The 1,860-nt window shown below is 61.1% G+C and carries 1 protein-coding gene; it reads right to left on the bottom strand.

Annotation, left to right across the window (positions count from 1 at the left end):
* A partial coding sequence (locus tag RLDS_RS29270) for a conjugal transfer protein TraG N-terminal domain-containing protein (protein ID WP_021224245.1) occupies positions 1 to 1,808 on the bottom strand: 1,808 nt, incomplete at its 3' end.
* Positions 1,809 to 1,860 lie beyond the last annotated feature (52 nt).

Here is a 1,860-nt window from a genome sequence, read left to right as displayed (position 1 = left end):
AACTGCTCTACAGAGGCATTCGCCTGATTGCCGCTGCTCGATTCCCAACCCCGCGTATGCTCGGTTGAGCTTCCGAACGTGCTGCGGTTCGCATGGGTCGCGGTCAGAATCTCGTTGGCGGCATTCTCATAGGCACGCGCCTGGCGATGCGCCTCGCTGGCCATTTCGCGCCATTCAGCGACCGATCCCGATGTCATCGTCGGCGTGAACCCAAGGCGCGAGATGGCCGCGGATGTATCATATACCTCCTGGCCGTTGCCGAACCCCGTCACCATGGCGCCATTGTCCTGACGCCACCCGAAGCTGGCGCCGCCGCCCATATAGGTGGGCGCCGTCGACCATTGATCGGCCTGCCGCATGTTCGACGTGGCATTCGCCCAGCTCACGTTGCCATACGAATAGTTGCCGGTCGTCTGTTCCAGCGCCGCCGCTTCCGCAGCGTTCTGCGCCGGCGCGAGCATGGACATGGAATGCCCGGCAATCGACATCGCGCCGCGCGCGAGGCCTGCCGCGAGAAAGGGCACGCTCATAAGCATGAAGCCAGCGATCGTGGCGGTCTCGCCATTCACCGCCCCGATCCCCGCATAGCTTGCGAGCGTAACGCCGCCTTCCGCGACGCCTGTCGCTGCCGACGTCGCCCGCGTCATGCAGATCATGTGAAGGATGACGTAAAGCGGCCCCCATGCGGCGAGATAGAAGAACCCTGTCACATAGCCCTTCAGCGTCGAGACGCCCGTCTGAGGCATCAGGAAGAGCGGGAAAACGACCGGGAACATGGCGAAGAAGACCACCGTCAGCACGATGTTCAAAATCGGAACCCATGCCATCGCCTGCTGAGCGATCGAATTATAGGTGTTGCGCGCCTGAATGTCGGCACGGGTCTGCGCGAAGGTGTCGATCTCTGCGGCGCCCGTCCCGCCGGACATCGAATTTCGGGCCTGCATGAAAGCATTGATTGCTGTGTTCTGGCGCATCACCTCAGCAAAGTTGTTGCTCGTGCCCGTGAAGGCCGCACTGACGATGGGAACGTCGTGTTTGAGCTTGTCCGCCGCCAGAGCGTTGCTGAGCTTGGGATAGACCTCCTTGCCCCAAAGAGGCGCGTTGGCCTCGATCATTGGACCCCATTGCGCGTCGAGCGCCTGGTACGCCTGCCGGCAAGTGATGATGAAGCTGTTAACCGTTCCGTCACCTTGTCGCTCAAGCCATTGCTGCGATCGGGCTTCCGAGCCCGGCCCGACCGCAGCCCAGAGATCGGGCGCCTTCGCAAGATTGGTCAGCGACTTCTGATAAAGCATCACATCGCCGAACAGGCAGTTCTTGAAATGGTTTTCGAGGTTGGTCGAGAACTCCGCATCGCGAATGATGAAGTTGCGCGTCGCATCGAACAGTCGCGCGCCATACACCATGCCGTTCGTCGAGTAGTTGAGCTCGCTCGGCATGACGAAGACGGTCTCGGCCGTCCGCGTCAGCCAATCGCCCACCTGTGTCGTGAAGCTCGCAAGCACCCCCAATCCCATCGGTACATTGTCGACCGTCGATGGCGTCAGGCCCGGGTTGATGCGATCCGTTACCTTGATGTCCACCGTCGGGACCATCAGGCAAAGATAAATGGCCGTCGCTTGCAGGAACCAGTTCAGCCACGCCTTATAGTTGAGCGTGAAGGCCACCACGAGCAGCGAATAGATGAGGCCCATGACCATGACGACGCGGATGAGCGAGCGATAGCCACCGCCTCCCGACCACGCCGCGACTGCGTTGAAGATGTTTACGAGATACTCGCCGCCACCAACCGTGAAGACCTCAAGCATCGGTCTGCCCCCGCGCCTAGTTCAGACCCTGTGCGTTGAGGCCGCGCGAAAA

The organism is Sphingobium lactosutens DS20 (assembly GCF_000445105.1).
GTDB lineage: Bacteria > Pseudomonadota > Alphaproteobacteria > Sphingomonadales > Sphingomonadaceae > Sphingobium > Sphingobium lactosutens.
The sequence above is the reverse complement of the archived record's forward strand: the minus strand, read 5'-3'. Positions and strand labels throughout refer to the sequence as shown.